Below are 22,780 nucleotides of genomic sequence, written 5' to 3'. Positions count from 1 at the left end.
ACGACGCAAAGACCATCAATATGGCCGATCTCTCCGCCTTTCCGATTACAAAACGCTGGCCCGCTCAGCATCCGGATCGCTTGCAGCTCTATTCGTTGCCGACACCGAATGGGGTGAAGGTCTCGATCATGCTTGAGGAGATCGGGCTGCCTTACGAAGTGCATCTCGTCGACTTCAACAAGGACGACCAGAAGACAGCGGAGTTCCTCTCGCTGAACCCGAACGGCAAGATCCCGGCGATCCTCGATTCCAACGGCCCCGGCGGCAAGCCGCTGCCCTTGTTCGAATCCGGCGCCATCCTGCAATACCTGGCCGAGAAGACCGGCAAGCTGCTGCCGGCAGATCCGGCGCGCCGTTACGAAACCATCCAGTGGGTTCATTTCCAGATGGGCGGCATCGGCCCGATGTTCGGCCAGGTCGGCTTCTTCAACAAATTCGCCGGCAAGGACTATGAAGACAAGCGGCCGCTGCAGCGCTACCTCGCGGAATCCAAGCGTCTGCTCGGCGTGATGGAGACACACCTTGCAGGGCGGCAGTGGTTCATGGATGACGAGTACACCATCGCCGATATCTCGATGCTCGGCTGGGTGCGCAATCTGATCGGCTTCTACGATGCGCGCCAGCTTGTCGAGTTCGACCAGTTCAAGGACGTTGCGGCCTGGCTGGAGCGCGGCCTCGCGCGTCCTGCCGTGCAGCGTGGACTGAATATTCCGAAGCGGCCCTAGGCCGCGTGATTGAGCAGTTCGCAACCGAGAAAACCCGTTGTCGGCCGCGCTCTGCTTCGCCATGGTCGTCCCGCCCGTCCTTCCATTCCAGCCTCGAGCCCGCCCATGACCACAGACGCGATCCGGCCTGCCGTTCACCGTCATCAGCCCTGGTACAAGGTCCTCTATGTCCAGGTGCTGATCGCGATCGCGCTCGGCATCCTGATCGGGCATTACAACCCCGGCCTCGGCAAGGCGCTGAAGCCGCTCGGCGACGGCTTCATTGCGCTGATCAAGATGATGATCGCGCCGGTGATCTTCTGCACGGTGGTGCACGGCATCTCCTCGATGGGCGACCTCAAGCGCGTTGGCCGGGTCGGGCTGAAGGCGCTGATCTATTTCGAGACGGTGTCGACGGTTGCGCTCGCGATCGGCCTTCTGGTCGGCGAATTGCTGCAGCCTGGCCACGGCTTCAACATAGATCCGACCACGATCGATCCGAAGTCGGTCGCGACCTACGTCAGCAAGGCGAAGGAGGAGGGCATCGTCGCCCACCTGATGGCGATCATTCCCGACAGCTATTTCGGGGCGCTTTCGCGCGGCGACCTCCTGCAGGTGCTGCTGATCTCGATCCTCTCCGGATTTGCCATCGCGTTCATGGGCAAGGCCGGCGAGCCGATCGCGGCGGCGATCGACAAGGCCGCCAAGGTGTTCTTCGGCATCATCCGCATCATCGTTCGCGTCGCGCCGCTTGGCGCGTTTGGCGCCATGGCCTTCACGGTCGGCGCCTACGGGCTCGGCTCGCTGTGGAATCTGGCGGCGCTGATCGGCACCTTCTACCTCACCAGTGTGCTGTTCGTGCTGATCGTGCTCGGCGCGATCGCGCGGCTGGCGGGCTTCTCGATCCTCCGCTTCATCGCCTATATCAAGGACGAGCTCCTGATCGTGCTCGGCACCTCGTCATCGGAGACCGTGCTGCCGCAGATGATCCAGAAGATGGAGCATCTCGGCGCCTCGCGCTCGGTGGTCGGCCTCGTCATCCCGACCGGCTACAGCTTCAATCTCGACGGCACCAACATCTACATGACGCTGGCGACGCTGTTCCTGGCACAGGCCACCAACACGCATCTGACGATCTGGCAGGAGCTCGGCATTCTCGGCATCGCCATGATCACCTCGAAGGGCGCCTCCGGCGTCACCGGCGCGGGCTTCATCACGCTCGCGGCGACGCTGTCGATCGTGCCCGACATTCCGATCCAGTCGATCGCGATCCTGGTCGGCATCGACAAGTTCATGAGCGAGTGCCGCGCACTCACCAACCTGGTCGGCAACGGTGTCGCCTGCGTGGTGATCAGCCTTTCCGAAGGCGAGCTCGACAAGGATGCGCTGCACGAGACCATGGCGCATCCGCTCGAACTCGGCGAGGCGCTGGAGCCGGGCGGAAAGGGATGAGTCGGTCCAGCACGCCGGCCAGCCGGTCGCGGTCGCTGCTGGCCGTATCAGGCGAGGATCACAGCGTCGTTTTCACGCGTTTACGCGCGCTGAAGCGCGGCGAATATCGGTGTGGAGACAGACCCGGTCCGATCTGGCGCTGTGATTGCTGTGGGGATAATTTCCCGCAGCAATCGCATGCGGGGAACGGCATTGACCATCACCATCTACGGCATCAAGAACTGCGACACCATGAAGAAGGCCCGCGCCTGGCTCGACGATCACGGCGTGGCCTATGACTTTCACGACTACAAGATCGCCGGAATCGGCAAGGACAAGCTCGAGCAGTGGAGCGATGAAGTCGGCTGGGAGACGTTGCTCAATCGCGCCGGGACTACCTTCAAGAAGCTGCCGGACGCCGACAAGGACGGATTGAACGAGCGCAAGGCGCTGGCGCTGATGGCCGACCAGCCATCGATGATCAAGCGGCCGGTGCTGGACCTCGGGGCCAAGCGCGTGGTCGGCTTCAAGCCGGATCTCTACGCCAAGGAAGTGCCGGCGAAGGCGCGCAAGAAGGGCTAGCTGGATCTGTGCCTTCGAATTGCAACGGCTAGCCGAACTCGAGCACATCCGCGAGCGCGATCCGGCCGGGGGCGCGATAGGCCAGGTCGCGATCGATGATGGCGCACAGCCGGGTTTCGGGCAGCTTGTCATTGCCGCGCATCAAGTTGCGGATTTCGAAGCTGCCGTCCTCGCTGATCGTCTTCAGCGATGCGACGAGATGGGTGACCGGTCCGCCATTCGAGAACGGCAGCAGCAACCGCTCATAGGCGACCACGTGGCCGTAGATGTCGTCGATATCTGCGATGGTGTAGACGGGCAGGCGGCAGGCGATGCAGGTGTAATATGCGGGCATCACGATCGGTGCGAGCCGCGGTCCGAGATAGTCGTCGAGCAGGCGGCCCTTGCCGGTGTGCCCGTAGGCGTTCGCCATCCGCGTGCCGTCGCTCTGGATCGTCAGCCGTGGCGTTTCCGTCGTCATATCGACGGTGAAGAACACGAGATCGGGCAGTTCCTCTTCCATCCGCTCCGGCTGAAACTCGTCCATCCGCGGAACCGTCTGGCCGCTGCCACGGAGTCGCAGCCATGCGTTCAGGAAATCACGTTGCCTGATCGACTTGACGATCGAGGGATTTGCGCTCCCGAACTGCAAGGCCGTGGGCCCTCTGTGCACATCGGCAGAGCGTCGGTCGGGGACGGAAATATTCTATGAAAACGCCGAATCGCAGCAAAACACCGTTAACGGCCGCTTTCCGATGCGCAAAGCGCGCCGAATGCCATTCGACTAAGGATGAACCGGAACCGGGTATCGGCGATACCGCGGTGCACAGCTTTCCACCTTGCGTAACCGCCACGGATGACGGCATATTCCGGCCCGGAGGCGGCGGGCTCCGGACGGTTTCCAGGACGCATCGGACAACCTGTCGGACATCAAAAGAACTGGCCACGCGGGCGAGAGGCCTCGCAGCGATGGCGTATGGGGGATTCTATTTGGCCGATGAGTTCATTCTCGAAACCAGCGGATTGACCAAGGAATTCGCGGGTTTCTTCGCAGTTCGTGACGTCGCGCTGAAGGTGCGTCGCGGTCACATTCACGCGTTGATCGGGCCTAACGGCGCCGGCAAGACAACCTGTTTCAACCTGTTGACCAAATTCCTGAACCCTTCGGCGGGCGAGATCCGCTACAAGGGGCAGGATATCACCGCGATGCCGCCGGCCGACGTGGCGCGGCTCGGATTGGTCCGGTCGTTCCAGATTTCGGCGGTGTTTCCCCATCTGACCGCGCTCGAAAACGTCCGCGTGGCCTTGCAGCGCCAGCACGGTGCGTCGTTCGATTTCTGGCGCTCCAAGACCGTGCTCGACCACTTCAATCCGCGCGCCCATGAGCTGTTGAACGACGTCGGCTTGAGCGAATTCGCCAACACGCCGGCGGTCGAGATGCCCTATGGCCGCAAGCGCGCACTTGAGATTGCGACGACGCTCGCGCTCGACCCGGAGATGATGCTGCTCGACGAGCCGATGGCCGGCATGGGCCATGAAGACATCGACAAGATTGCGGCGCTGATCAAGCGGATTTCCGCCAAATACACCATCCTGATGGTCGAGCATAACCTCTCGGTCGTGGCCAATCTTTCCGACGTCATCACCGTGCTGACGCGCGGCCAGGTGCTGGCGGAGGGCAACTACGCCGACCTCTCCAAGGACGAGCGCGTGAAGGAAGCCTATCTGGGAGCGGGTCATGGCTGAGGCGAAACTGGCGGAAGCCCCCGCGACGGCTGCCAGCGCCGAGGTGCTGTCGGTCAAGGATCTGCAGGCCTGGTACGGTGAGTCCCACATCCTTCACGGCATCAATTTCAGCGTGAAGGCCGGCGAGGTGGTGACGCTGCTCGGCCGCAACGGCGCCGGCAAGACCACGACGCTGAAGTCGGTGATGGGCGTCATCGGCAAGCGCTCCGGCTCGATCCGGTTCAACAATCAGGAGATCATCCGCGCCACGTCCGACAGGATCGCGCGGATGGGCATCGCGTTCTGCCCTGAGGAGCGCGGCATCTTCTCGAGCCTCGACGTGCGCGAAAACCTGATGCTGCCGCCGGTGGTGCGGAGCGGGGGCCTGTCGCTCGACCAGATCTTCACGCTGTTTCCGAACCTGAAGGAGCGCCTCACCAGCCAGGGCACCAAGCTTTCGGGCGGTGAGCAGCAGATGCTGGCGATCGCGCGCATCCTGCGCACCGGCGCGCGCTTCCTGATGCTGGACGAGCCGACCGAAGGCCTGGCGCCGGTCATCATCCAGCAGATCGGCCACACCATTTCGCGCCTGAAGTCGGAGGGATTCACCATCCTTCTGGTCGAACAGAATTTCCGCTTCGCCTCGACCGTTGCCGACCGCTACTACATCGTCGAGCACGGCAAGGTGATCGACGGATTCTCGAATTCGGAGCTGTCGGCCAACATGGACAAGCTCCATACTTACCTTGGCGTCTGAGATCGCCTGAACCAGAAAATTTAGGACGAGGGAATACCGGATGAGGAATACGATTTCAGCGCTTCTGCTCGGCACCGCGATGGTGTTCAGCGCCGCGAGCGTCGCCTCCGCCCAGGACAAGATGGACAAGACGGTCAAGATCGGCGCACTGTCCGATCAGTCCGGCCTCTATGCCGACCTCGCAGGTCCCGGCTCGACGCTGGCGGCGCAGATGGCGATCGAGGATTCCGGCCTGAAGGCCAAGGGCTGGACCATCGATCTCATCTCCGGCGATCATCAGAACAAGCCCGACATTGGCACCACCATCGCCCGGCAGTGGTTCGACGTCGACAAGGTCGACGCGGTCGTCGACGTGCCGAATTCCGGCGTCGCGCTCGCGGTCAACAACGTCGTGAAGGAAAAGAACGGCGTCTACATCAACTCGGGCGCCGCGACCTCGGATCTGACCAACGCGCAGTGCTCGCCGAACACGGTGCACTGGACCTACGACACCTACATGCTCGCCCACGCCACCGGCCAGGCGTTGGTGAAGGCGGGCGGGGACACGTGGTTCTTCCTGACCGCGGACTATGCGTTCGGCGCGGCGCTGGAGCGCGACACTACCGCCGTCGTCACCGCCAATGGCGGCAAGGTGGTCGGCGGCGTCAAGCATCCGCTCAACACCGCGGACTTCTCCTCCTTCCTTCTGCAGGCGCAAGCCTCCAAGGCCAAGATCATCGGCCTTGCCAATGCCGGCGGCGACACCACCAACTCGATCAAGCAGGCCGCCGAGTTCGGCATCGTCAAGGGCGGCCAGAAGCTCGCGGCGCTCCTACTGTTCCTGACCGATGTCAAGGCGATCGGGCTCGAGACCGCACAGGGCCTCAACTTCACCGAGACGTTCTACTGGGACCTGAACGACCAGACCCGTGCCTTCTCCAAGCGCTTCTCGGAGCGGATGAAGAACAGCGCTCCCCCGACCATGGTGCAGGCCGGCGTCTATGCGGGCCTGATGCATTATTTCAAGGCGCTGGAAGCGCTCGGCGGCAATCCGCATGACGGCGTCAAGGTGGTCGCCAAGATGAAGTCGATCCCGACCGACGATCCTCTGTTCGGCAAGGGCGAGATCCAGCCCAACGGCCGTGTCACGCACAGCGCCTATCTGTTCGAGGTGAAGAAGCCGTCGGAGTCCAAGGGGCCGTGGGATTTCTACAAGCTGGTCGGCACCGTGCCGGGCAACCAGGCTTTCACCCCGCTCGACAAAAGCACCTGCCCATTGCTGAAGAAGTAACAATCGTGTCCGTCGGTCACGGCGTGACCGGCGGGCTTTGTCTACCCAAGCGAAAGCTCATTCGATGCAGGCTTTATACGCACAGCTCCTGGTGGGACTGATCAACGGCTCGTTCTATGCGTTGCTCAGTCTGGGGCTCGCCGTGATCTTCGGCATGCTCAACATCATCAATTTCGCGCACGGCGCGGTCTACATGATGGGCGCCTTCGTGGCGTATTTCCTGCTCAACCTGGGCGGCATCAACTACTGGTGGGCGCTGATCATCGCGCCGATCGTGGTTGGCATCTTCGGCATGATCCTCGAACGCACCATGCTGCAATGGCTGACGGGGCTCGACCATCTCTACGGGCTGCTTCTGACCTTCGGCATTGCACTGATCATTCAGGGTGTGTTCCAGAATTATTTCGGCTCGTCCGGTCTGCCTTATTCGATCCCGGATCAGCTCAGGGGCGGCATGAATCTCGGCTTCATGTTCCTGCCGATCTATCGCGGCTGGGTCGTCGTGTTCTCGCTGGTGGTTTGTCTGGCGACCTGGTTCCTGATCGAGAAGACGCAGCTCGGCGCTTACCTGCGCGCCGCCACTGAAAATCCGACGCTGGTGCGCGCCTTCGGCATCAACGTGCCGCGCATGATCACGCTGACCTACGGGCTCGGCGTCGGCCTCGCGGCGCTTGCCGGCGTGCTATCGGCGCCGATCAACCAGGTCCGGCCGCTGATGGGCGCCGATCTGATCATCGTGGTGTTCGCGGTGGTCGTGATCGGCGGCATGGGCTCGATCATGGGATCGATCATCACGGGCTTCGCGCTCGGCGTGATCGAGGGACTGACCAAGTATTTTTATCCCGAAGCCTCCAACACCGTGGTGTTTGTCCTGATGGTGCTGGTGCTGCTGGTGAAACCCACGGGACTGACGGGACGGGCGGCCTGATATGTCAGCATTGACCGACGATACGATTCCGGTGACGCCGCGCGCGATGCGCGACGAAATGATTGTGTTCGCCGTGATGGCGGTGCTGCTGGCGGTGGTGCCGTGGACGGGGGTCTATCCCTTCTTCGTCATGCAGGCGCTGTGCTTCGCGCTGCTCGCCTGCGCCTTCAACCTCCTGATCGGCTATGGCGGCCTGCTGTCGTTCGGCCACGCGATGTTCCTTGGCACCGCGGGCTACGTGTCGGCGCATGCGCTGAAGGTGTGGGGGCTGCCGCCCGCGCTCGGCATCGTGGTCGGCACGGCCGCCGCGGCCTTGCTCGGCCTCATCACCGGTTACATTTCGATCCGCCGGCAGGGCATCTATTTCTCGATGATCACGCTGGCGCTGTCGCAGCTGCTCTACTTCATCTATCTGCAGGCGCCGTTCACCCACGGCGAAGACGGCATCCAGGGCATTCCGCAGGGCCACCTGTTCGGGATCTTCGACCTCTCCAAGCCGATGGTGCTCTATTACGTCGTGCTGGTCGGATTTCTCGCCGGCTTCCTCCTGATCTACCGGACCATCAATTCGCCGTTCGGCGAGGTCCTGAAGTCGATCCGCGAGAACGAGCCGCGCGCGATTTCGCTGGGCTACAAGACCGACCAGTACAAGCTGCTCGCTTTCATCCTGTCGGGCACGCTGGCGGGATTCGCCGGCTCGCTGAAGGTCTTCGTGGCGCAGAACGCCTCGCTCACCGACGTGCATTGGTCGATGTCCGGTGAAATCGTGCTGATGACGCTGGTCGGCGGTCTCGGCACGATTTTCGGACCCGTGGTCGGCGCCTTCGTGATCATCGCCATGCAGCAATACCTTGCCGGCTTCGGCCAGTGGGTGACGGTGATCCAGGGCGTCATCTTCGTGGCCTGTGTGCTGCTGTTCCGGCGTGGTCTCGTCGGCGAGCTCGCCCATTACTTCCGGCGGTCGCTGTAGGGCGCTTTCGAGCGAAGCGGACCCCGGTTCGCACAAAAAAGCGTCAAACCACAATCTTGGGCACGGGCGAGCGGCCTTTCGAGAGCCGACATAGCGGTGGATGACCGCCCATTCGGGCGGTCGCCCCCGGATGCTTTCCTCGCGAAATGTTCTATGACAGTTTTGTGACTGCCTCCGATGGCCGTCCAAAACGATGGAACTGAACAATGTTGCGCTGGTTTCGCTCCTTTCTGCCCAAGGAAGAGCGGTTTTTCGACCTGTTCGCCCGCCATGCCCAGACCTCCGTGCAGTGCGCGTTGGCGCTGCAGGACATGTTGAAGGGCGGGGAGGAGACGCCCGTCTTCTGCCAACGTGTCAATCAGTTCGAGAACGACGCGGACAACATCACCCGTGAGGTCCTGACCGCCGTCCGCCGCACCTTCATCACCCCGTTCGATCGCGGCGACATCAAAAGCCTGATCACGTCGATGGACGATGCCGTCGACCAGATGCAGCAGACCGCGAAGGCGGTCGTGCTGTTCGAGGTGCGATCGTTCGAACCGCCGATGCGCGAGATCGGCAGCCTGATCATCGAATGCGCCAATCTGGTCGGCCGCGCGCTGCCTTTGCTGCAATCGATCGGGCAGAACGTCGTGATGCTGACCCAGATCACCGAGGAGCTGACCAAGCTCGAGGGCCGGGTCGACGATCTCCACGATATCGGCCTGAAGGAATTGTTCCTCAAGCATCGCGACGCCAACACGATGGACTTCATCGTCGGTGCGGAGATCTACGATCATCTCGAGAAGGTGGCCGACCGCTTCGATGACGTCGCCAACGAGATCAACTCCATCGTGATCGAGCAGGTCTAATCACGTGGACGCCACGTTGGGTCTTCCCGTTCTCGTCATCCTGATCGCGGTCGCGCTGCTGTTCGACTTCCTGAACGGCCTGCACGACGCCGCCAATTCGATCGCGACCATCGTCTCGACGCGCGTGCTGCGGCCGCAATATGCGGTGTTCTGGGCGGCGTTCTTCAATTTCGTCGCCTTCACGGTGTTCGGCCTGCACGTCGCCAACACCATCGGCACCGGGATCATTGACCCGTCGGTCGTGGACGCGACCGTGATCTTCGCGGCGCTGGTCGGCGCGATCATCTGGAACCTGATCACCTGGGGACTCGGCATTCCATCGTCGAGCTCGCACGCGCTGATCGGCGGCCTGGTCGGCGCCGGGATGGCGAAGGCGGGGATTTCGGCGGCGGTGTGGAGCGGGCTCTCCAAGACACTGCTTGCGATCGTGCTGTCGCCTTTGGTCGGCTTCCTGCTGGCGCTGGTGCTGGTCGCGATCGTGTCCTGGCTCTCGGTGCGCTCGACACCGTTTGCCGTCGACCGCGCCTTCCGCATCCTGCAATTCGCCTCCGCCTCGCTCTATTCGCTCGGCCATGGCGGCAACGACGCGCAGAAGACCATGGGCATTATCGCCGTGCTGCTCTATTCGCAGGGGCACACCGGCGAGACGTTCCACATCCCTTTCTGGGTGGTGCTGGCCTGCCAGAGCGCGATGGCGCTGGGCACGTTGATGGGCGGCTGGCGGATCGTCCGCACCATGGGCCTGCGCATCACGAAGCTGACGCCGATGCAGGGCTTCTGCGCCGAGACCGGCGGCGCCGCGACCCTGTTCATGGCAACCTATCTGGGGGTTCCTGTCTCGACCACGCACACCATCACCGGCGCCATCGTCGGCGTCGGTGCGGCACGGCGGCTGTCCGCTGTGCGCTGGAGCGTGGCGAGCTCGATCGTCTACGCCTGGCTGATCACGATTCCCGCCTCCGCGGCGGTTGCTGCGCTGACCTATTGGGTGGTGCTGATCCTGCGGTGATGGATCAGGTCACCAGCTTCAGCCCGACAATGCCGGCAACGATCAGTCCGATGCTGGCAAGCCGCATCGCAGTCGCCGGTTCGCCGAACAGGACGATGCCGAGCGCCGCGGTTCCGACCGCGCCGATCCCGGTCCAGACCGCATAGGCGGTTCCGATCGGCAAGGTCTTGAGCGCGACGCCGAGCAGAATGACGCTGCCGGCCATGGCCGCCAGCGTCAGCGCCGACGGTCCGATCCGCGAGAAACCCTCGGTATATTTCAGCCCAATCGCCCAGCCGATCTCCAGCAGGCCAGCGGTGAAGAGAATGGTCCAAGCCATAACAAACCCTCCGGACAAGGCAGGGTCGTCCCCGCTGATGGTGTGGTGAGGTGAAGGTCGTCCTTCTCGTGCCTATATGGGATGGTGTGACCATTCCGCATTGCGACAAATCGCCCTTGATTGCGTCCGTTTTCCCTGCCAAACGCTCCCCGCTATGTCCGATACCGCCCTTACAGCCGAATCGCCGTTCCGATCGTCGCTTGCCGATGAAGTTGCCCGACGTCGCACCTTTGCGATCATCTCGCACCCGGACGCCGGCAAGACCACGCTGACCGAAAAACTGCTGCTGTTCGGTGGCGCCATCAACCTTGCCGGCCAGGTCAAGGCCAAGGGCGAGCGGCGCAACACGCGCTCGGACTGGATGAAGATCGAGCGCGAGCGCGGCATCTCGGTCGTCACCTCGGTGATGACCTTCGAGTTCAACGACCTCGTGTTCAACCTGCTGGACACGCCGGGCCACGAGGACTTTTCGGAAGACACCTATCGCACGCTGACCGCGGTCGATTCCGCGGTCATGGTGATCGACGCCGCCAAGGGCATCGAGGCGCGCACGCGCAAGCTGTTCGAGGTTTGCCGCCTGCGCGACATTCCGATCATCACCTTCATCAACAAGATGGACCGCGAGAGCCGCGACACCTTTGAGCTTTTGGACGAGATCGAGAAGACGCTGGCGCTCGACACCACGCCGATGACCTGGCCGGTCGGCCGCGGCCGCGACTTCCTCGGCACCTATGACGTCGTCAATGGCGGCGTGCGGTTGCTCGAAGGCGGCGGCGCCAAGACCGGGCAGGCCGAGCAGATCGACATCGCCGATCTTGGCGCGCGTAATCCCAATCTCGACGTCGCCGGGGTCAAGGACGAGCTCGAATTGGTGTCGGAGGCCTGCAAGCCGTTCGAGCTCGAGGCGTTTCGCGAGGGACATCTGACGCCGGTGTATTTCGGCAGCGCGCTGCGCAATTTCGGCGTCGGCGACCTGCTGGAAGGCCTCGGCAAATTCGCGCCCGCGCCGAGAGCGCAGGATTCCGATCTGCGCAAGGTCGAGGCGGCGGAGCCGCGCATGAGCGCCTTCGTGTTCAAGATCCAGGCCAACATGGATCCGAACCATCGCGACCGCATCGCCTTCGCGCGGCTATGCTCGGGCAAGCTCAGCCGCGGCATGAAGGCCAAGCTGGTGCGCACCGGCAAGAACATGAGCCTGTCGAGCCCGCAATTCTTCTTCGCCCAGGACCGCTCGGTAGCCGATGAGGCCTTTGCCGGCGACGTCGTCGGCATCCCCAATCACGGCACGCTGCGGATCGGCGACACCCTGACCGAGGGCGAGGAGCTGACCTTCGTCGGCGTGCCGAGCTTCGCGCCGGAAATCGTCCGCCGCGTCCGCCTGACGGATGCGATGAAGGCCAAGAAGCTGAAGGAAGCCCTGCAGCAGATGTCGGAGGAGGGCGTCGTCCAGGTGTTCCGCCCGCGCGACGGCGCGCCGGCGCTGGTCGGCGTGGTCGGCCCGCTGCAGCTCGACGTGCTCAAGGCGCGGCTCGATGCTGAATACTCGCTGCCGGTGGAGTTCGAGGTCAGCGAGTTCTCGCTGGCGCGCTGGATTTCCTCCGACGACCGCAAGAAGCTCGACGCCTTCATCGCTGCCAACAATTCCGGCATTGCTGACGATGTCGATGGCGATCCCGTGTTCATGGCCAAGAACGAGTTCTATCTCGGTTACACCCGCGATCGCGCCGAGGGCATCACCTTCTCCAACGTCAAGGACGTAAAGAAGCGGGCGTAGCGGCCTATCGCGGTTGTCGCCCCCGCGCAGGCGGGGGACCCAGTACGCCGCGGCCCATCGATCGATCACTGCCGTCTCTGGAATACGGAATCGCCGGACAAGCCGGGCGATGACAGCGCAAATTGTGGAGACTTTCCGCGTAAACGCGAGGACGTGAACGCGTTCCCGCTTGATGCGATCAGGTTGCGGTACCATTTTCTCCGGTAGGCGTTCAGGGTTCGCTCGCATGCTCCGGCGCGTTGCCATCTGTCTCGCTCTTGCACTGCTGGCCATCGCCCCTGCCGGCACCGTCGACGCGCGGCCGCGGCATCAGAGCAACCCGATTCCCTTCGCGCATGAGCCGTGCAGCGTGCTCGACAACCGGCCCTGCACGCCGTCCTATTGCAGCGTGTTCAATCACGAGCCCTGTCTTCCCGAGATCAATTATCCGTACGGTGAAAATCTGCAGCTCACGGTCTTGGCCGTGCCGCCGCAGGACCAGACCGACAGGTACCGCAAGCCCGATCATGACCTCAATACCATCGGTGACCTGTTCGCCGCGCTGCGCGCCTGCTGGTCACCGCCGCCGGCCGGCAGCGCGCGCGAGGGCATGCAGATGTCGGTGCGGTTCAGCTTCAAGCGGTCCGGCGAAATGATCGGCGCCCCGCGGATGACATTCGCCACGTCGGGCGTGCCGGCCGGTACCCGCTCCACCTATCTGAATGCGATCAACGCCTCGCTCGATGCCTGCCTGCCGCTGAAGTTCACCGGCGGGCTCGGCGGGGCCCTGGCTGGCCGGCCGATCATGATCCGCTACGTCGACAATCGCGAGCTTGCCAAATCGGCCGACAAGCCGTGACCTGGACGCGAGGGTGATGCATTGCGTTCGGCCGCCCGAAGGTGATACCCGAAGGCATCAACCAAGGACATCTAGGGAGGGACATCGTGGGACTGCTCGTCATGATCCTGGGTCTTGTGCTGTTCCTCGGCGTCCACGTGCTGACCAGCCGGCGCGGGATGCGCGCGGGCTTGATCAAGGCGATGGGCGAGGGGGCCTACAAGATCGTCTATGCGCTCGTAGCGGCCGCAGGCCTCGTGCTGATCGTCCGAGGCTTTGGCGAATACCGCGCTACAGGTTGGATCGATGTCTGGACGCCGCCGACCGCGTTCAAGCACATCACGGTGGCGCTGATGCTGCCGGCTGTCATCCTGGTGGTGGCCTCCTATATCCGCGGCCGCATCTACACCACGCTGAAGCATCCGATGCTGGCCGGCGTGAAGCTGTGGGCATTTGCGCATCTGCTCGCCAACGGCGATCTCGGCTCGATCATCCTGTTCGGCTCGTTTCTCGGCTGGGCGGTCTATGACCGTATCTCGCTGAAGCACCGCACGGATGCCGGCGCGCCGCCGATCCCGGTGGGCGGGACAACCAACGACCTGATCGCGATCGCGGTCGGTGTCATCGCTTATCTGGCGCTGGCGTTTGCGTTCCATCCGGTCGTGATCGGCGTGCCTGTGATGGGAGCCTGACGATGTCTGTTCAATCCACCATCAAGCGCAAGACCGCGCCCGATCTCCGCGCCCGCAAGAACGGCGAGCCGATCGTGATGCTGACCTCGTACCACGCCCACACCGCGGCGCTGGTCGACAAGCATTGCGACGCCATTCTGGTCGGGGATTCCCTCGGCAATGTCATGCACGGCTTCGAAACCACTGTGCCTGTTACGCTCGACATGATGATCCTGCAGGGCCGCGCGGTGATGCGCGGCTCGCAGCAGGCGCTCGTCGTGGTCGACATGCCGTTCGGCTCCTACGAAGGCTCGAAGGAGCAGGCGTTCCAGTCGGCGGTTCGGATCATGAAGGAAACGCTGTGCGGCGCGGTCAAGCTGGAGGGCGGCGCGCGGATGGCCGAGACGGTGGCGTTCCTGTCGGAGCGCGGCATTCCCGTGATGGGCCATATCGGCCTGACGCCGCAGTCGATCAACACGCTCGGCTCGTTCCGCGCGCAGGGCCGCGAGGAGGCGAACTGGGCGCCGATCGAGAACGACGCTAGGGCGATCGCAGAGGCCGGCGCCTTCTCGATCGTGGTCGAGGCGGTGGCCGAGCCGCTGGCGCGCAAGATCACGCAGTCGATCGCCGTGCCGACCATCGGCATCGGCGCCAGCGCGGCTTGCGACGGCCAAGTGCTGGTGCTGGAGGACATGCTCGGCCTGTCGCCGCGCTCGCCGAAATTCGTACGCCGCTACGGCAATCTCGGACCGGCGATCGAGGAAGCGATCGCGGGCTATGCGCGGGACGTGAAGAGCCGCGCCTTCCCGGGGCCCGAGCATGTCTACGACATGAAGAAGACCTGACGGAGCTAGCATGGACTGGTCGCAGCACGCACTTCCGCCCACGCGGCTCGAGCCGCGCTTCGGTGACCGGGTCGTGCCGGCGTTCGTGGAGCGGCCAGGCAGCCTGTGGGCGATGATTGAGCAAGCCGTCGCGCAGAATGGCGATGGCGAGGCATTGATCTGCGGAGATACGCGTCTGACCTGGCGCGAGGTCGCGCAGCGCTCGGCCAAGGTCGCGGCAGGCTTCGAAAAGCTCGGCCTTGTGCCCGGCGATCGCGTCGCGATCTTGCTCGGCAATCGCATCGAGTTCGTGTTGGCGATGTTCGCCGCCGCCCATGCCGGGCTGGTGACGGTGTTGCTCTCGACGCGGCAGCAGAAGCCGGAGATCGCCTATGTGCTGAACGATTGCGGCGCGAAGCTGCTCGTCCATGAGGCCAGTCTTGCCGACCGCGTGCCCGACGCGGCCGACATCCTCGATCTGCGGCACCGGATCGCCGTGAGCGATGACGGTGCATCGGAATTTGCACGCCTGCTCGACAATCCGCCGGCATCCGCGCCCGCGGAGGTGAGGGAAGAGGACACCGCGATGATCCTCTACACTTCGGGCACCACGGGCCGGCCGAAGGGCGCGATGCTCGCCCATTGCAACATCATCCATTCTTCGATGGTGTTCGTGTCCTGCCTGAAGCTGACCCAGGCAGATCGCTCGATTGCCGCCGTGCCGCTCGCGCACGTCACCGGGGCCGTCGCCAATATCACCACCATGGCGTGCTGCGCCGGCACGCTGATCGTCATGCCGGAGTTCAAGGCGTCCGAATATCTGAAGCTCGCCGCGCGCGAACGCGTGACCTTCACGGTGATGGTGCCGGCGATGTACAATCTCTGTCTGCTGCAGCCGGACTTCGACAGCTACGATCTGTCGAGTTGGCGCATCGGCGGCTTCGGCGGCGCGCCGATGCCGGTCGCCACCATCGAGAAGCTCGACGCCAAGGTTCCCGGGTTGAAGCTCGCGAACTGCTACGGCGCCACCGAGACCACGTCGCCGTCGACGTTGATGCCGGGCGAACTGACCGCGGCGCATATCGACAGCGTCGGCCTGCCATGCCCCGGCGCCGAGATCGTCGTGATGGGGCCTGATGGCCGCGAAGTGCCGCGCGGTGAGATCGGCGAGCTCTGGATCCGCAGCGCCTCCGTCATCCGGGGTTACTGGAACAATCCGAAGGCAACAGCCGAGAGCTTCACGGCCGGCTTCTGGCATTCCGGCGATCTCGGCTCGGTCGATGCGCAGAACTTCGTCCGCGTATTCGATCGCCAGAAGGACATGATCAACCGCGGCGGCCTGAAGATTTATTCCGCCGAGGTTGAATCGGTGCTGGCTGGACATCCTGCCGTGGTCGAGAGCGCGATCATTGCCAAGCCGTGCCCGGTCCTGGGCGAGCGGGTGCACGCCGTGATCGTGACCCGTGCCGAGGTGAATGCGGAGGTACTGCGCGCCTGGTGCGCCGAGCGGCTGTCGGACTACAAGGTGCCGGAGACGATGGCGCTGACCGCAACCCCACTGCCGCGCAATGCCAACGGCAAGGTAATCAAGCGCCAGCTCCGGGAGACGTTAGCGGCGGCCGGGAGCTGATCGGGGAGGCAAGCCTCCACGGTTAACGCTTTGATCTGCCTCGCTTTGCCTTGCCACCGCCACACCATTAGGGTAACGCCGCGGCGGTGTGGGGATCGGGTGTGGGCTGGGCCCAGCCCGCAATTGCGGTCCCGAGGGGATGGGATAGCCTTAAGTGTCTGAATTATTTGATGAAGTAAACGAGGAAGTCCGTCGCGAACAGCTCAAGAGGCTGTGGGACAAGTACTCGCTCCTGATTATCGCCCTGGTGATCCTGATCATCGCGGGCGTGGGTGGCTGGCGCGGCTATCAGTATCTCGAGGCCAAGAAGGCCGCCGAGGCGGGTGCGGCATTCGATCGCGCCGTCGAATTGTCCGAGCAGAACAAGCATGCCGAGGCGGAAGCGGCCTTTGCGGACCTCGCGGCCAAGGCGCCGTACGGCTATCGGACCCTGGCGCGGCTGCGCATGGCGGCCGAGGTCGCGACCCGCGACCAGCAGGCCGCCGCCAAGCTGTATGACGAGATCGCGGCCGACGGCAGCGTCGGTCGGCCCGAGCAGGATCTGGCCCGGATCCGCGCCGCGCAGCTCCTGATGGAAACCACGACCTATCCCAACATGCTGCAGCGGCTCGAACCGGCGACCGCCCAGGATTCGACCTTCCGTCACACCGCGCGCGAACTGCTGGCGCTGTCGGCTTGGCGGGCCAACGACGCTACCGCCGCGCGCAAGTGGCTTGACCAGATTGCCAGTGACGGCGACTCGCCGCCGAGCCTGCGCTCGCGCGCCGAGGCGCTGCAGGCCCTGCTGCCGCCGGCCGCCAAGAGCTGAGAGGCATGATCCGGAAAAGTGGGAACCGGTTTTTCCTCGCGACAAACGCGAAGCGTTTGCGCGGAGATCATGCCCAGACAAACCTGAGTTGAATGAGAGATCGACCATGCGCCGCTCGCAACGCTTGATCGCAGCCGCAGTTCTCGTCTCGCTTTGCAGCGTGCTGGCGGGCTGCGGTGGTGGCGGCATGGCCAATTTCGATCCCTCCGATCTGCTCGACTTCCTCGACACCAAGAAGAAGCTGCCGGGCGAGCGCAAGCCGGTGTTTCCCGAGGGCGTGCCGGGCCTCGAGCAGGGCGTGCCAAAGGAATTGTACAAGGGCGCAGTGGAGCAGCAACAGCAGCAAGAGCAGGCCGCCGAGGCTGCAGCTGCGGCGCCTCCGCCGGCCGAGCCGGCAAAACCAGCGAAGAAGCACGCCAGGGGCAAGCCGGCTCCTGCTGCGGGCCAGGCCGCCGCTCCCGACGCCGCGGCGTCCGAGGAGGGCGCTCCCGTCGCGCTGCCGCCGGAGCCGAAGAAGAAAAAGGCCGTTCGCCGCCGGACCACGGCGCCGCCTCCCGATGACCAGCAGGCGCAGCAGCCCGCCGCCCCGGCCCAGACCACGCAACAATCCGCCGCGCCGTTCCCCGCGCCGCTACCGAGCGGCTCGTTTAGCCACTAGCGCCGAACTACCTGGGCCCGGTGCACATCCCACGGCCTCATGGTTCGAGATGCGCGGCGCTGCCACGCCCCTCACCATGAGGATCCAGCCCCTCATCCTGAGGAGGCGCGAAGCGCCGTCTCGAAGGATGAGGCCACCGATCGAGAACAGGCACGGGCTACCCGAAGCTCATTGACTCGCGCCTGATAAGTTGCGCTTGGATAGTTTCATGTCTTTCACCATCGCCATTATCGGCCGGCCCAATGTCGGCAAATCGACGCTGTTCAACCGGCTGGTCGGGCAGAAGCTCGCGCTGGTCGACGATGAGCCGGGTGTGACGCGCGACCGCCGCGAGGGTCAGGCGCGGCTCGGCGATCTCGACTTCACGATCATCGATACCGCAGGCCTCGACGAGGGGGCCAAGGGCTCGCTGACCGCCCGGATGCAGGAGCAGACAGAAACCGCGATCGAGCTCGCCGACGCCCTGATGTTCGTGATCGACGCCCGCGTCGGCCTGACGCCGACCGACCGCGCCTTTGCCGATTTCGCCCGCCGCGCCAACAAGCCGGTGGTTCTGGTCGCGAACAAGGCCGAAGGCAAGCATGGCGAGATCGGGGCGATGGAGTCCTATGCGCTGGGCCTCGGCGATCCCGTGCAGATCTCGGCCGAGCATGGCGAGGGTATGGGCGAGCTCTACGACGCGCTGAGCGCGCTGATGCCGGAAGGCGCCGACGCGGATGATGACGAGGTGGAGGACGATGACGAGGACGTCTCGGAGGAGGAGGCCGCGCAGCGCCCGATCCGGGTGGCGATCGTCGGCCGGCCCAATGCCGGCAAGTCGACGCTGATTAACCGTCTGCTCGGCGAGGAACGCCTGCTGACCAGCCCCGAGGCCGGCACCACGCGCGATTCCATCGCGGTCGAGATCACCTGGCAGGGCCGTCAATTCCGCATCTTCGACACCGCAGGCCTGCGCCGCCGCTCGCGAATCGAGGAGAAGTTGGAAAAGCTTTCGGTCGCCGACGCGCTGCGCGCGGTGCGCTTCGCCGAGGTGGTCGTGCTGATGATGGACGCGCAGAACAGGTTCGAGGAGCAGGACCTGCGCATCGCCGACTTGATCGAACGCGAGGGCCGCGCGATCGTGCTCGCGGTCAACAAATGGGATCTCGTCGAGCGCAAGCCCAACCAGATCTCGGCGCTGCGCGCCGACGCCGATCACTGGCTGCCGCAGGTCAAGGGTGCGCCGATCGTGGCGGTGTCCGGCCTGATGGGCGAGGGCGTCGACCGCCTGATGAGCGCGATCCAGGACGCCTATGCGGTCTGGAACCGGCGCGTGCCGACCTCGGCGCTCAACCGCTGGTTCGAGCAGGCGATCCAGGCCAATCCGCCGCCCGCGGTCTCGGGCCGCCGGCTGAAGCTGAACTACATCACCGAGACCAAGGCGCGCCCGCCGAGCTTTGTGCTGTTCTGCTCGCGCGCCGATGCGATCCCGAAATCCTATCTGCGCTATCTCACCAACGGACTGCGCGAGGCGTTCGATCTGCCGGGGACACCTGTTCGGATCACGCTGCGCGAGAAGGCCAATCCGTTCGCCCACAAGCGCAAACGGCCGTCGTGAGCGGGGAGGCGGTCAACGGCACGACGGATGCACCGCAGGCGTGCAGTGGCGCGGTGATCTTCATCTTCATCACCCTTCTGCTCGACATGCTGGCGCTCGGGATCATCATCCCGATCCTGCCGAAGCTGATCGAGGGGTTCGTCAACAACGACACCGCGAACGCGGCGCGCATCTTCGGCCTGTTCGGCACGATTTGGGCGCTGATGCAGTTTATCTTCTCGCCGGTGCTGGGTGCGCTGTCCGACCGCTTCGGCCGCCGGCCCGTGGTGCTGTTGTCGAATTTCGGCCTTGCCGCCGACTATGTCGTGATGGCGCTGGCGCCGACGCTGGTCTGGTTGTTCATCGGGCGGGTGATCTCGGGCATCACGTCGGCGAGCATCTCGACCGCGTTCGCCTATGTCGCCGACGTCACCGCGCCGGAGCAGCGGGCCGCGATGTTCGGCAAGGTCGGCGTCGCCTCCGGCGCGGGCTTCATCCTCGGGCCGGCTCTGGGCGGCCTGCTCGGCGAGATCGATCCGCGGCTGCCGTTCTGGGTTGCGGCAGGGTTGAGCTTCGCCAATGGTCTCTACGGCCTGTTCATCCTGCCGGAGTCGTTGCCGCGCGAGCGCCGCTCGCCGTTCCACTGGCGGAGCGCCCATCCGCTCGGCGCGCTGCGTCTCTTGCGGTCGAACCGGACGCTCGCCGGCCTGTCGCTGGCGACTTTCTTCGCGCAGCTCGCGCATGTCGTGCTGCCCTCGGTGTTCGTGCTTTACGCTACTTATCGCTACGGCTGGGACACCGGCACGGTCGGCGCCACGCTGGCGCTGGTCGGCGTCTGCGCGATGATCGTGCAGGGCGCGGCGATCGGCCCGATCGTCCGGCGTTTGGGCGAGCGCAAGGCGCTGTTCCTCGGCCTCATCTGCGGCGCCGCCGGCTTCGCGATTTTCGGCGCGGCGCCGACCGGACACCTGTTCTGGGTCGGCATTCCCGTGATGGCGCTGTGGGGCGTCTCGGGCGCCGCGACCCAGGCACTGACCACGCAGCTCGTGGCCGTAGACCAGCAGGGCCAGTTGCAGGGCGCCACCACCACCGTGCAGAGCGTCTCGGAACTGATCGGGCCTTTCCTGTTCACGCTGACCTTCGCCTATTTCATCGGCGACAGCGAGCCGCTGAAAATGCCCGGCGCGCCGTTCTACCTTGCGGGTGCGCTGTTGCTGCCGGCGCTCGCGATCGCGTGGCGCGCGACGGCGGCGCGGAAGATAGCATCGTAGCTTCGTGGGGTGAGTTAGCCGAAGGCGTAACCCACCATTGTCTCCGAGGTGAGCAGGTCGGTGGGTTACGCTTCGCTAACCCACCCTACAATTCTATTCGGTCGCGGGCACCGAATGGTGCTCGTGCGTGATGCGCCAGTTGCCGTCGACCTTGCGCAATCCAATCGTCAGCCTGAACTGGAACGTGGCGTCGGGAGGGCCGCACCGCATCACCGCGACGGCGAAGGCGACGTCGTTGCCGGCCGTGATCGCGATGTCCTCGATGTCGAACGCGTACGAGGGTTTGTGATAGCGGAAGAACAGATCCCACGTCTTCCGGTATTGGTCCAAGCCGCGCGATTGGAGCGGCGGCGGAACGTCGAACATCACGATGTCTTGATCGTGATGGGCGAGAACACCCGCATAGTCGTGTCTGCGGACGGCGTCCGTCCAGGCGTCGATCAGCGCTTTGATCTCGATTTCTGCCGTCTGGCCCTGTTGCGTCATCGCTCTCGTGCTCCGAATGCTGGCTGATGGATGCTCAGAGGACGAAGGCGAGGGCGCATATCCGACAGGAGACGTTTGCGTCATTTTGTCGGTCAAGCGAGGGTAGCGGCTGCGAAGCGATGATGTGTGAGCGGGCACGAAACGGCGCAGGGTGGATTGGCCGCGGGCCAACCCACCCCTGTCGCCGAGGTAAGCAAAATCGTTCCGCTTCCTACGCCGTCACTTCTTCACCAGCGGGCACTCGCTGGCCGAGAGCGGCTTGGCTGCGTCTTCCGGCGAGATCGTGGCGATCAGCTTGTAGTAGTCCCAGGGATATTTGGATTCTTCGGGCTTCTTCACCTCGAACAGATAGGCCGGAATGATGCGGCGGCCGTCAATCCGTAGTGGGCCCTTGCCGAACAATGGATCGTCGGTCGGGATCTCCTTCATCTTGGCCACGACCTTGGCGCCGTCATGCGGATTCCCGCCGAGGGCCTCCAGCGCCTTCAGATAGTGCAGCACCATCGCGTAGTTCCCGGCCTGCGTCATCGACGGCATCGCGTTCTTGGCAGCCAGGGCGGCGAAGCGCTTCGACCATGCGCGGGTCTTGTCGTTCATGTCCCAGTAGAAGGATTCCGTGAACGTCAGGCCTTGCGCGGTCTTGAGCCCCAGCGAATGCACGTCGTTGATGAACAAGAGCAGCGCCGCCAGCTTCTGGCCGCCCGAGACGATGCCGAATTCCGCGGCCTGCTTGATCGCGTTGGTGGTGTCGCCGCCGGCATTGGCGAGGCCGATGACCTTGGCCTTCGAACTCTGCGCTTGCAGCAGGAAGGAGGAGAAGTCCGCTGTGTTGAGCGGATGCCTGACGCTGCCGAGCACCTTGCCGCCATTGGCGGTGACGACCGCGGAGGTGTCCCGCTCCAGGGCATGGCCGAAGGCGTAGTCTGATGTGAGGAAGAACCAGGTATCGCCGCCGGCTTTCGTCAACGCCTTGCCGGTGCCGTTGGCCAGCATGTAGGTGTCGTAGGTGAACGAGACGGTGTTCGGCGTGCAGGCCTTGCCGGTCAGGTCCGCGGTGGCCGCACCCGAATTGAGCAGAACGGCGTTCTTTTCTTTGACCAGGTTGCTGACGGCAAGGGCGACGCCGGAGTTCGGCGTATCGGCGATCGCATCGACCTTGTCGTTGTCGATCCATTGCCTTGCGATGTTGACGCCGACATCCGGCTTGTTCTGATGATCGCCGCTCATCACCTCGATCTTCCAGCCCTTCTTCAGCAGGCCCGAATCCTCAACCGCCATTTTGACCGCGACGACCGAATTTGGGCCGCCGATGTCGGCATAAAGGCTCGACATGTCGTTCAGCACGCCGATCTTGACGGTCTTGTCCTGAGCGAACGCAGAAGTTGAAAGGCTGAGTGCGGCGCAAGCAAGAAGCGCGGCGCAGCGCCGCACGAACGTCGTTGTCATGAAACATTCCCTCCACTGTGAATTATCCGGACGGCCCTCTTGAGATGGAGCCTTCGTGCCGGTTGGGTTTCCCGCTTACCCTTTCTGAAGCCTAACGGCAATCAGCATAAAGCCGGACGAATCAGCACAGTGCGGAGGGCGGGCGGGGAAGCGTCGGCATCATGGTTGGCCCCGCTGAGCTGCGGCGACGTGGCCGAGGCCGCGGTGTCGCAGCGTCATCCAGCCCGTCGTCACTTCAGCGCGTCGGAAGTCAGCTTGAATTTCTGGATGCGCTTGCCGTCGACCTCGCCGGTA

At 64.1% G+C, this 22,780-nt stretch carries 23 protein-coding genes; 19 read left to right on the top strand and 4 right to left on the bottom strand.

Translation table 11 applies throughout. The features are described from left to right. Positions 1-20: 20 nt before the first annotated feature. The 3 genes from MTX23_RS20335 (at position 21) to MTX23_RS20325 (ending at position 2,717) form a co-directional block, all read left to right on the top strand. On the top strand, positions 21-725 hold the full coding sequence (locus tag MTX23_RS20335; protein WP_280971987.1) for a glutathione S-transferase N-terminal domain-containing protein: 705 nt from the start codon (positions 21-23) through the stop codon (positions 723-725). Between the two features lie 105 nt (positions 726-830). After that, positions 831-2,156 (top strand): dicarboxylate/amino acid:cation symporter, encoded by a 1,326-nt coding sequence (locus tag MTX23_RS20330; protein WP_280971986.1) that lies wholly within the window; start codon positions 831-833, stop codon positions 2,154-2,156. A 192-nt stretch (positions 2,157-2,348) separates the two neighbouring features. Then, complete coding sequence (locus MTX23_RS20325) at positions 2,349-2,717, top strand: ArsC family reductase (RefSeq protein ID WP_280978127.1); 369 nt, start codon at positions 2,349-2,351, stop codon at positions 2,715-2,717. Between the two features lie 28 nt (positions 2,718-2,745). Here the strand turns inward: MTX23_RS20325 and MTX23_RS20320 are convergent, their stop codons facing one another. Continuing rightward, entirely contained in the window at positions 2,746-3,348 is a 603-nt protein-coding gene (locus MTX23_RS20320; protein WP_280971985.1) for a PAS domain-containing protein, read from the bottom strand. 338 nt (positions 3,349-3,686) lie between these two features. On the opposite strand from MTX23_RS20320, the gene MTX23_RS20315 reads away from it, so the two are divergent. The 7 genes from MTX23_RS20315 (at position 3,687) to MTX23_RS20285 (ending at position 10,206) form a co-directional block, all read left to right on the top strand. Beyond that, positions 3,687-4,442, top strand: a complete 756-nt coding sequence (locus MTX23_RS20315) for an ABC transporter ATP-binding protein (protein WP_280971984.1) — start codon at positions 3,687-3,689, stop codon at positions 4,440-4,442. Beyond that, positions 4,435-5,178 (top strand): ABC transporter ATP-binding protein, encoded by a 744-nt coding sequence (locus MTX23_RS20310; RefSeq protein ID WP_280971983.1) that lies wholly within the window; start codon positions 4,435-4,437, stop codon positions 5,176-5,178. The genes MTX23_RS20315 and MTX23_RS20310 overlap by 8 nt, the downstream gene beginning before the upstream one ends. A gap of 40 nt (positions 5,179-5,218) precedes the next feature. Next, positions 5,219-6,448, top strand: coding sequence for an ABC transporter substrate-binding protein (locus MTX23_RS20305; RefSeq protein WP_280971982.1), 1,230 nt, complete (start codon positions 5,219-5,221; stop codon positions 6,446-6,448). A gap of 64 nt (positions 6,449-6,512) precedes the next feature. Further along, a complete protein-coding gene (locus tag MTX23_RS20300; protein WP_280971981.1) occupies positions 6,513-7,376 on the top strand; it encodes a branched-chain amino acid ABC transporter permease in 864 nt (287 codons plus the stop codon). A gap of 1 nt (position 7,377) precedes the next feature. Further along, positions 7,378-8,346, top strand: coding sequence for a branched-chain amino acid ABC transporter permease (locus MTX23_RS20295; RefSeq protein WP_280971980.1), 969 nt, complete (start codon positions 7,378-7,380; stop codon positions 8,344-8,346). A gap of 206 nt (positions 8,347-8,552) precedes the next feature. Then, on the top strand, positions 8,553-9,197 hold the full coding sequence (locus MTX23_RS20290) for a DUF47 domain-containing protein (RefSeq protein ID WP_280971979.1): 645 nt from the start codon (positions 8,553-8,555) through the stop codon (positions 9,195-9,197). Between the two features lie 4 nt (positions 9,198-9,201). Next, positions 9,202-10,206: an inorganic phosphate transporter gene (locus MTX23_RS20285; protein WP_280971978.1), complete on the top strand. Its 1,005-nt coding sequence runs from the start codon at positions 9,202-9,204 to the stop codon at positions 10,204-10,206. A gap of 4 nt (positions 10,207-10,210) precedes the next feature. On the opposite strand, the gene sugE is transcribed toward MTX23_RS20285, so the two are convergent. After that, positions 10,211-10,525, bottom strand: a complete 315-nt coding sequence (gene sugE, locus MTX23_RS20280; RefSeq protein ID WP_280971977.1) for a quaternary ammonium compound efflux SMR transporter SugE — start codon at positions 10,523-10,525, stop codon at positions 10,211-10,213. 154 nt (positions 10,526-10,679) lie between these two features. Here sugE and MTX23_RS20275 point away from each other — a divergent pair, with 154 nt between their 5' ends. The 9 genes from MTX23_RS20275 (at position 10,680) to MTX23_RS20235 (ending at position 20,554) form a co-directional block, all read left to right on the top strand. Continuing rightward, the gene (locus MTX23_RS20275) at positions 10,680-12,299 is read left to right on the top strand and encodes a peptide chain release factor 3 (protein WP_280971976.1); all 1,620 of its coding nucleotides are present in this window, start codon (positions 10,680-10,682) and stop codon (positions 12,297-12,299) included. Positions 12,300-12,525: 226 nt separating this feature from the next. Then, positions 12,526-13,137 (top strand): hypothetical protein, encoded by a 612-nt coding sequence (locus tag MTX23_RS20270; protein ID WP_280971975.1) that lies wholly within the window; start codon positions 12,526-12,528, stop codon positions 13,135-13,137. Between the two features lie 86 nt (positions 13,138-13,223). Further along, positions 13,224-13,808: an NnrU family protein gene (locus MTX23_RS20265; protein ID WP_280971974.1), complete on the top strand. Its 585-nt coding sequence runs from the start codon at positions 13,224-13,226 to the stop codon at positions 13,806-13,808. Positions 13,809-13,810: 2 nt separating this feature from the next. Beyond that, on the top strand, positions 13,811-14,632 hold the full coding sequence (panB, locus tag MTX23_RS20260) for a 3-methyl-2-oxobutanoate hydroxymethyltransferase (RefSeq protein ID WP_280971973.1): 822 nt from the start codon (positions 13,811-13,813) through the stop codon (positions 14,630-14,632). A 10-nt stretch (positions 14,633-14,642) separates the two neighbouring features. Next, positions 14,643-16,241, top strand: a complete 1,599-nt coding sequence (locus MTX23_RS20255) for a class I adenylate-forming enzyme family protein (RefSeq protein ID WP_280971972.1) — start codon at positions 14,643-14,645, stop codon at positions 16,239-16,241. Positions 16,242-16,395: 154 nt separating this feature from the next. Further along, a complete protein-coding gene (locus tag MTX23_RS20250; protein WP_280971971.1) occupies positions 16,396-17,049 on the top strand; it encodes a tetratricopeptide repeat protein in 654 nt (217 codons plus the stop codon). Between the two features lie 106 nt (positions 17,050-17,155). Then, on the top strand, positions 17,156-17,707 hold the full coding sequence (locus tag MTX23_RS20245; protein ID WP_280971970.1) for a hypothetical protein: 552 nt from the start codon (positions 17,156-17,158) through the stop codon (positions 17,705-17,707). Between the two features lie 208 nt (positions 17,708-17,915). Further along, on the top strand, positions 17,916-19,304 hold the full coding sequence (gene der, locus MTX23_RS20240) for a ribosome biogenesis GTPase Der (protein ID WP_280971969.1): 1,389 nt from the start codon (positions 17,916-17,918) through the stop codon (positions 19,302-19,304). Continuing rightward, the gene (locus MTX23_RS20235) at positions 19,301-20,554 is read left to right on the top strand and encodes an MFS transporter (RefSeq protein WP_280971968.1); all 1,254 of its coding nucleotides are present in this window, start codon (positions 19,301-19,303) and stop codon (positions 20,552-20,554) included. The genes der and MTX23_RS20235 overlap by 4 nt, the downstream gene beginning before the upstream one ends. Before the next feature lie 93 nt (positions 20,555-20,647). Here MTX23_RS20235 and MTX23_RS20230 read toward each other — a convergent pair whose 3' ends face one another. Beyond that, positions 20,648-21,040: a nuclear transport factor 2 family protein gene (locus MTX23_RS20230; protein ID WP_280971967.1), complete on the bottom strand. Its 393-nt coding sequence runs from the start codon at positions 21,038-21,040 to the stop codon at positions 20,648-20,650. Positions 21,041-21,259: 219 nt separating this feature from the next. After that, the gene (locus MTX23_RS20225; RefSeq protein ID WP_280971966.1) at positions 21,260-22,486 is read right to left on the bottom strand and encodes an ABC transporter substrate-binding protein; all 1,227 of its coding nucleotides are present in this window, start codon (positions 22,484-22,486) and stop codon (positions 21,260-21,262) included. Positions 22,487-22,780: the final 294 nt, after the last annotated feature.

The organism is Bradyrhizobium sp. ISRA436 (genome assembly GCF_029910015.1).
GTDB lineage: Bacteria > Pseudomonadota > Alphaproteobacteria > Rhizobiales > Xanthobacteraceae > Bradyrhizobium.
This window is presented reverse-complemented; position numbering and strand designations above follow the sequence as displayed.